6 protein-coding genes and 1 pseudogene are annotated in these 8200 nt (G+C 68.9%); 3 read left to right on the top strand and 4 right to left on the bottom strand.

Going from position 1 to position 8200, the window contains the following annotated elements; genetic code table 11:
- The coding region (locus FKP22_RS14250) for a cache domain-containing protein (RefSeq protein ID WP_211361410.1) at positions 1–837 on the bottom strand (837 nt) is incomplete at its 3' end.
- Between the two features lie 115 nt (positions 838–952).
- Positions 953–1450, bottom strand: a complete 498-nt coding sequence (locus FKP22_RS14245; RefSeq protein WP_231010009.1) for a GNAT family N-acetyltransferase — start codon at positions 1448–1450, stop codon at positions 953–955.
- Positions 1451–1735: 285 nt separating this feature from the next.
- Here FKP22_RS14245 and FKP22_RS14240 point away from each other — a divergent pair, with 285 nt between their 5' ends.
- Positions 1736–2395, top strand: coding sequence for a DsbA family oxidoreductase (locus FKP22_RS14240; RefSeq protein WP_141288141.1), 660 nt, complete (start codon positions 1736–1738; stop codon positions 2393–2395).
- Positions 2396–2427: 32 nt separating this feature from the next.
- Here the strand turns inward: FKP22_RS14240 and FKP22_RS14235 are convergent, their stop codons facing one another.
- A complete protein-coding gene (locus FKP22_RS14235; protein WP_141288139.1) occupies positions 2428–4317 on the bottom strand; it encodes an ATP-binding cassette domain-containing protein in 1890 nt (629 codons plus the stop codon).
- Between the two features lie 318 nt (positions 4318–4635).
- Between FKP22_RS14235 and FKP22_RS14230 the strand changes: the two genes are divergently transcribed.
- Entirely contained in the window at positions 4636–6543 is a 1908-nt protein-coding gene (locus FKP22_RS14230; RefSeq protein ID WP_141288138.1) for a GGDEF domain-containing protein, read from the top strand.
- A gap of 32 nt (positions 6544–6575) precedes the next feature.
- Here FKP22_RS14230 and gshB read toward each other — a convergent pair whose 3' ends face one another.
- Positions 6576–7538 (bottom strand): glutathione synthase, encoded by a 963-nt coding sequence (gene gshB / locus FKP22_RS14225; RefSeq protein ID WP_141288137.1) that lies wholly within the window; start codon positions 7536–7538, stop codon positions 6576–6578.
- 221 nt (positions 7539–7759) lie between these two features.
- Here gshB and FKP22_RS14220 point away from each other — a divergent pair.
- A pseudogene (locus FKP22_RS14220) lies at positions 7760–8200 on the top strand (hypothetical protein); the annotation flags it as partial.

The following is an 8200-nucleotide window of genomic DNA, read 5'->3' as shown; positions in this document are numbered from 1 at the left end:
CAGGCGCTGCAGCGCCGATTCGGCCAGCAGCTTGACCGAGACCAGGGTCTGGCCGGTGCCGTCGTGCAGCTCTCGTGCGAGGTAGGCGCGCTCGCTTTCCTGCGAGCTGACGAGCTGGCGCGTCAGCAGCGTGAGCTTGGCGTCGGCCAAGCGCAGCTCGTGCATGTTCAGCCACAGGCCCACGCCGAAGATAAGCAGCAGCCCGGCCACGCTGATGCCGGCGATCCAGCGGGTCGTGGTGTTGACGCTGGCGGCCAGCTCCTCGTCCAGCTGGGCCAGCACCTGGTCCACGTCGTCCACGTACAGCCCCGTGCCGAACCACCAGTGCCAGCGCGGTAGCGGCGTGACATAGGCGACCTTGGCCGCGTCGGCATCGCTGGAAGGCTTGTGCCAGCTGTAGTCGACAAAGCCGCCGCCGGCCTTGGCCTTGTCCATCATCAGCTGGATCGGGAACTGGCCGTAGGCGTCGCGCAGGCGCCGCAGGTTGCGGCCCACCAGCTCGGGCTGGCGGGCGTGCATCAGGTTCACGCCCTCGTCGTTGTAGAGGAAGAAGTAGCCGTCGCTGCCGTAGTCCAGTGCGGCCAGCTGCCGCATCACCTGCTGCTTGATCTCGTCGTCGTCGCGGCCGGTGTTGTAGAGCGGGCTGATGGTGCTCAGCGCCATCGCCACGAAGTGCCGCAGCTCCGAACGCGCCGCCTCCATGTACGCGCTCTTGACCAGCGCCTGCTGCCGCTTGGCCAGCAGTTCCTCCTGGTGGCGTTGGGCCACCGCGATCAGGCTCATGGCCGCGATCAGCGGCGTCATCGCCAGCAGGACGACCTTGTGGGTGAGGCGCATGCGTCAGTCGAAGGGGTACACAGAACGCTTCACGACGCAGCCGGCGCCGGGCCGCCCCAAAGCGGCTGCGCAACCCGCTCGGCGGGTGGCTTCGCGTATTCGCGAAGCCGGGTGCTCAAAGTTCGGCCTTCAGGTAGTGCGCGCCCGGAACAGGGTTGAAGTAATACGGGGGGATCTCTTCAAAGCCCAGCGAGGTGTAGAGGCCGCGGGCGGATTCCATCTCGTCCAGCGTGTCCAGCAGCATGCAGGAGTAGCCGGCCTGGTGGGCGTTGTCCATCAGCGCCTGGGCCAGCAGCCGGCCCAGGCCGAAGCGCCGGAAGGCGCGGCGCACGTAGAGCCGTTTCATCTCGCAGGCGTTGGCGTAGTCGGCCTCGGCGCAGGGGCGAAAAGCGCCGCAGCCGGCCAGTGCGCCGTCCACATAGGCCAGCAGCAGGTGGCCGGCAGGGCCGGCGTATTCGCCCGGCAGCGCGGCCAGCTCCTGCTCGAAGTCCTGGAAGGCGAGGTCGATGCCCAGGCCGTCAGCGTATTCGCGGAAGATGGTGCGCGTCGCGTCCAGCGCGTCAGGCGTTTGCGGGCAGATCAGCAGGATCTCGGGTGGGTCGTTTGGGGACACCGGGCGTCGGGCGGCGAGCAGCGCGCCAAAAGCAAGCGGAAGCGCCAGTCTAGCGGGCAGAGCACCCATCGGGATCCTCCAAAGGTTCGGGATTCCCCGCCATGAGACATGGGGCACCCGGTCCCGCGAAATACGCGAGACCACCCGCCGCGCGGGTGGCTAGGGCCTGTTAACGCTACGGCACCCCTTGCCGTAGCGTTAACAGGCCCTAGGCCGCTTGGGGCGGCCCGGCGCGGCCAAGCCCCAAGTCCTGCCGCCAATCAAGGCTTTGCCATGCCCGGAACAATGGCGCGCATGAAGATCGACTTTGTCTCCGACGTTTCCTGCCCCTGGTGCATCATCGGCCTGCAGTCGCTGCAGCAGGCGCTGGAACGCATCGGGCCCGAGCTGCCAGTCTCGCTGCACTTCCAGCCTTTCGAGCTGAACCCGCAGATGGCGGCGGAGGGCGAAGACATTGGCGAGCACCTGCAGCGCAAGTACGGCGCCAGCGCGGCGCAGAGCGAGGCCAGCCGCGAGAACATCCGCCAGCGCGGCGCGGCGCTGGGCTTCGAGTTCCGCATGGACAAGCGCGCGCGCATCTACAACACCTTCGACGCGCACCGCCTGCTGCACTGGGCCGGCGAGCAGGCAGACGGCCTTCAACTGGCGTTGAAGAAAGCCTTGTTCAGCGCCTACTTCACCGAAGGCAAGAACCCGGGCGACTTTGCGGTGCTGCTGGACGCGGCCGAAGCCGTGGGCCTGGACCGCGAGGCCGCCGAGACGGTGCTGAAGAGCGACACCTACGCTGTCGAGGTGCGCGAGCTGGAAGCCTACTGGCAGCAGGCCGGCATCCACTCGGTGCCGGCGGTCATCATCAACGACCGCCACCTGATCTCCGGCGGCCAGCCACCCGAGGTGTTCGAGAAGGCGTTGCGGCAAATCGCCGCCGAAACCACTTCGGCCTGATCCCGCAGGGCGCCGGGCCGCCGGGTGCACGATCAGCCCCGCGTTGACAGTGCTTCCCAGCGCTCCATCGCTTCGAGCAGTTCTTCGTCCAGCGCTGCATGGCGCTGCGTGACCTCGGCGATGCGCTTGGCGCCCTGGCTGTAAAGCTCGGTGCCGGCCAGCATCGCGGCCAGCTGGGCCATCTCTTTTTCGATGGCGTCGATGCGCGCGGGCAGTTCGCCCAGTTCGCGCTGCTCCTTGAAGCTGAGCTTGCGCTTCTCCGCGACGGGCTGCGCTGCCACCGGCGCGGCAACCGGTGCCGGTGGCGTGGGCGCAGGGGCCGAGGAACGCGCGGCCTGCGCACGAACCTGCGCGGTGCGCGCGGCCTGGGCCTGCCAGTCGGCAATGCCGCCTTCGTACTCGCGCCACTGGCCATTGCCTTCGGCGACCAGCGTGCTGGTGACGACGTTGTCGACGAAGCGCCGGTCGTGGCTGACCAGGAAGACGGTGCCGTCGTAGTCCTGCAGCAGCTCTTCGAGCATTTCCAGGGTTTCGATGTCCAGGTCGTTGGTCGGCTCGTCCAGCACCATCACGTTGGCCGGGCGGGCGAACAGGCGGGCCAGCAGCAGCCGGTTGCGCTCGCCGCCGGAGAGGCTCTTGACGGGCGAGTTGGCGCGCGCCGGGGCGAACAGGAAGTCGCCCAGGTAGCTCATCACGTGCTTGCGCTGGTTGCCGATCTCGATCCACTCGCTGCCGGGGCTGATGGTGTCGGCCAGCGTGGCCTCCATGTTCAGCGCCTCGCGCATCTGGTCGAAATAGGCGACCTGGATCTTGCTGCCTTGCAGCACGCTGCCGCTGTCGGGCGCCAGCTCGCCGAGGATGAGCTTGAGCAGGGTCGTCTTGCCGGCGCCGTTCGGGCCGATCAGGCCGATCTTGTCGCCGCGCAGCACGGTGCTGGAGAAATTGCGCACCACCTGCTTGTCGCCGTAAGCCTTGTTGACGTCTTCCAGCCGCGCGACGATTTTGCCGCTGGCGCCGCCGGTGTCCACGTCCAGCCGCACGCCGCCGATCACGTCGCGCCGCGCGGCGCGGGTTTCGCGCAGCTTCTCCAGCCGGCCGATGCGGGCCACGCTGCGGGTGCGGCGGGCTTCCACGCCCTTGCGGATCCAGACTTCTTCCTGCGCCAGCAACTTGTCGGCGCGGGCGTTCTGCAGCGCCTCGGCTTCCAGCTCGCGCTGCTTGGCGGCCTCGAAGGCGGCGAAGTTGCCGGGGTAGCTGCGCAGCTGCCCGCGGTCCAGCTCGACGATGCGGGTGGTCACGGCGTCCAGGAAGGCGCGGTCGTGGGTGATCAGCAGCAGCGCGCCGCGGAAGTTATTGAGCAGGCCGGCCAGCCAGTCGATGGCGTTCAGGTCCAGGTGGTTGGTCGGCTCGTCGAGCAGCAGCACGTCGGGCGTGGCAACCAGCGCGCGGCCCAGCGCCACGCGCTTGCGCAGGCCGCCGGAGAGCGTGTCCACGACGGTGTCGGGGTTCAGGTCCAGGCGGTGGATGGTCTCGTCCACGCGCTGTTCCCAGTTCCAGCCGTCCAGCGCTTCGAGGCGGGTCTGCAGCGCGTCCAGATCCTCGCCGTCGGCATGGGCCTCGTAGCGTTCGCGGATGGCCTTGGCCTCGGCCACGCCTTCGCTGATGGTCTCGAAGATGGTGGCGCCGGGGCGCAGGTGCGGCTCCTGCGGCACGTATTCGCGGCGGATGCCGGTCTGGATCTGCATCACGCCGTCGTCCGGTTTCTCCAGACCGGCGAGGATCTTCAGCAGCGAGGACTTGCCGGCGCCGTTGCGGCCGATCAGGCCGGTGCGCTCGCCCATGTCCAGGGTCAGGTCGGTGCCGTTGAGCAGCGGCACATGGCCAAAAGCGAGGTGGGCGTTGGAAAGGGTGATCAGGGCCATGGGAGCTGCCGGAGGCAAAAAGCAAGAAGGCCGGCCGGTCGGCACGGAAGGTGGCGCAGCGCGCGCAAGCCACGCGCCGGCCAACCGGGGATTATCCGGGCTGGACAGCGCGCCGTGTTGGCTGCGGGCATCTGCCGCCAGTTGAAGCTGCAGCCAGCCGGCCCCGGCGCCACTTGTTGGCAGTCTGGCCCGATTTGAAATAAATGGGGTCAGACTCCCTTTTCCGTTCCGCTCAAGTCAGGCCGCCAGGGGCCGAGAAAGGGGTTGGACACCTCTGCCATGCCTGCTTTCCCCCTCCTTTCTCCTGGCGCCGCCGCCATGGCTGCGCTGCTGCGCGCCGGGCTGCTGGTGCTGGCGTTGCTGTGGGCCTGCGGCGTGCAGGCGCGGCCGGCGATCTGGCAGCAGCAGGACGCGCTGGTGTTGGACGATCCTCACGCCGCGGAGCGTTGGACGCAGCACGAACTCGCGGCCGCGCGAGTTGCCGGTGATGTCGATGCCGAGTTCTGGCTGCTGCTGGGCGCCGCGAGCGTGCAAGACCAGCTGGAAGACACACCCGCGCAGCTGGCGCTGCTGCACCAGGCCGAGGCATTGATGAATGCTTGGCCCGGGGCGGGCGAGCTGCACAAGGCCTGGCTGGCCCAGGCGATGATCCTGGCAGACCTGCGTGAGAAGCCTGCCGCCGAGATCGCCGCGCGCATTGCCGCGCTGCGCCGCCAGATCGAACCGCTGGAGGCTTCGGACCTGCAGTGCGAGCTGGCGTCGCTGGACATGTGGGCCATGGTGTACGCCGGCAACAATGACGAGGCCTGGGTGGCGGGCGAGGCGCTGGAGCGCTGTGCGCATGCGGTGGGCAGCCTGGACCAGGAAGTCTCGGCGCTGCTGCAACTGGGCAGCTTGACCAGCCAGGTCAGCGGCAAGGTGCCGGCAGCCGGGAAGGGCGAGGACTATTTCCGCCGTGCGCTGGCGCTGCTGGGCGACCGGCCGGCGCGCTTCATGCGCAGCCTGCTGGAATGGCAGCTGGGCAATGCGCTGGTGTATTCGCGCCAGCTGCAGCAGGCCCGGGACCACTACGAGGCTGCGCTGGTGCTCAGCCGCGACCTGCAGGACGAGGCAGGCATTGCGGCGGCATTGATCAAGGTGGGCGAGCGGGTGCTGGACGACGGCAATGCCGAGGCCAGCCTGAGCATGGCGCGCGATGCCCAGGCCCTGATGGAGGCGCAGCACAACGAGGGCCGACTGATGGCGGCACACGTGCTGGTGCTGCGCTCGTTGACGGCGCTGCGCCGGCCGGACGTCCTGCAGGCGATCGAGCAGGCAAGGCCGTTGGACGCGCCCGAGCGCATCGCGTCACGCCGCATCGAACTGGCCACGGCGATGGCCGAAGGCTTTGCGTCTCAAGGCCTCTACGCCAAGGCCTATGCCGAACTGACCCGCGCCAACCTGCTGCGCAACGAGGCCAAGGAAACCTTGCGCGACAGCCAGATGCTGCGCCTGCAGGCGCGCTACGAAGGCGCGCGCCTGGACGCGGAAAACGCCGACCTGCGCCGCCGCTCCGAAACCGCGCACCTGGAGCTGGTGGCACAGGCTGCCACACGCCGCGCCTTGTGGGCCGCACTGCTGGCTTTGCTGGTGATGCTGGCTGGCGCCGCAGTGCTGGTGGTGCGCGGCTGGCGCAAGCGGCGTCACCTGGCCGAACTGGCCTTGCGCGACGAGCTGACCGGGCTGCCGAACCGGCGCGCGATCAAGGCTGCTGGTGAGGCGCAGCTCGCGCAGGCCCGCCAATGGCAGCTGCCTTTCAGCGTGGCGCTGATCGACCTGGACCATTTCAAGCAGGTCAACGACCGCCTGGGCCATGCCGCCGGTGACGCGGTGCTGCAGGCGCTGGCCGCAGCGGCCGGCAGGGTGCTGCGCGGGCAGGACCGGTTGGGTCGCCTGGGTGGCGAAGAGTTTTTGCTGCTGATGCCGGGTACCACGCTGAGCGAGCTGAACGCGGTGTTCGACCGGCTGCGTGCGACTTTTGCCGCCTGCGAGATTGCGGGCCTGCCGTCGCCGCACGGCGTGCGGTTTTCGATGGGCGGCGCCGAATGGCAGCCCGGCACCGACTCGCTGGCCGCGCTGATCGACGCGGCGGACCAGGCGCTCTACGTGTCCAAGGCCGCGGGCCGGGACCAGCTTTCGCTGGCCGAGCCGGCGACGGTGCTGCTGCGCATGGCTGTGCCGGCCTGACGCCAGCCGGCTCCGATGCCCGGTCCGACCGGTCAGCCTCGGCGCGCGCCAGTTTCCAGGGCGTCCACGAACAGCGCCGCCACGTCCACGCCGGTCTGGTTGGTGATTTCCTGGAAGCCTGTCGGGCTGGTGACGTTGATCTCGGTCAGGTTGTCGCCAATCACGTCCAGGCCGATCAGCATCAGCCCGCGCGGCGCCAGCACCGCGCCGATGGTGCGTGCGATTTCCTCGTCCCGCGCACTGATGGGCTGGGCCACGCCCTTGCCGCCGGCCGCCAGGTTGCCCCGCACCTCGCCGCCCTGCGGAATGCGCGCCAGGCAGTGCGACACCGGCTCGCCGCCAATCACCAGCACCCGCTTGTCGCCGGCTTCGATGGCTGGCAGGAAGCGCTGGACCATGATGGTCTGCGCGCCGTCGCGGTTCAGCGTCTCGATGATGCTGCCCAGGTTCAGCCCGTCGTCCTTGACGCGGAAGATGCCCATGCCGCCCATGCCGTCCAAGGGCTTCAGGATGATGTCGCGGTGCTCGGCGTGGAACTCGCGCACGTCGGCAGCAGCGCGGGTCACCAGCGTGGGCGGGGTGAACTGCGGGAATTCGAGGATGGCGAGTTTTTCGGGATGGTCTCGCAGCGCGCGGGGCGAGTTGAAGACCCGCGCGCCTTCGGCTTCGGCGCGTTCCAGCAGGTGGGTGGCGTAGAAGTATTCGCTGTCGAACGGCGGGTCCTTGCGCATCACCACGGCGTCGAAGCTGGCCAGGTGGCGCACCAGTTCCGGGCCGGCTTCGAACCAGTCGTGCACGTCTTTGCCGGAGCGGCCGGTCAGCGTGACCTGGCGCAGGCGCGCCTGCACGGAGCCGCCGCTGCGCCAGTGCAGGTCCTGCGGGCCGCAGGCGAACAGCACATGGCCGCGCCGCTGGGCTTCGCGCATCATCGCGAAGGTGGTGTCCTTGTAGGTCTTGAAGTGATCCAGCGCGTCGGCGACAAAAAGCAGGTTCATGGCGGCAGCCCGTGACAAACTGAGGCGCAGTGTGCCCTGAAGCGTCAGCCGTTGCCGGCGGGTTCGGGCTTGACCTCTGGCGGCTGAAGCATTCTGATACCGGTTGAGCGTCAGCCGAACGGCCTGGATTGCGTTATACCCACAGGCTTCAAGCCTTCAACGTCGTACCCGCAGGTACCCCACAGTATTTGCCCCACAGCCTCCCGGAGGAGCTGACAACAATGAACCCCTCAACCACTGTTCCCTCGTCTTCCGCCAGTTCCGGCCTGCCGCGCGCGGTCTGGGTCGCTGGCGGCCTGATGGCCGTCGCCATCGCGGCGCTGGCCGGCACTGTCGTCTGGCAGCGCAGCCAGATCTCTGCCGCGCCGACCAGCGAAGTGGCCACGCTGCCGGCCACCCCCGCAACCTTGCTGGACGATGCGGCCAGCGCGCCGATGGCGGCCGCACCGGCGCCAGTGCCGCAGCAGGCCGAAGTGGTCGAGCCGGCCGTGAAGCCAGTGGCTGCCGTCAAGCACGCGACGCCGAAACCGACGAAGCCTGCCAACGCGTACCCGGCTGACACCACCACCGCCAAGGCGGAGGACTACCCGGTCGAAGCACCGCCGGCACCGCCCGCACCGGTGATCTGCGCGACCTGCGGCACGATCGAGTCGGTCGAGACG

It is taken from the genome of Ideonella azotifigens (assembly GCF_006519715.1).
In the GTDB taxonomy this organism is placed as follows: Bacteria; Pseudomonadota; Gammaproteobacteria; order Burkholderiales; family Burkholderiaceae_C; genus Ideonella; species Ideonella azotifigens.
Note: the sequence above shows the minus strand (reverse complement) of the source record. Positions and strands in the feature narration are given on the sequence as shown.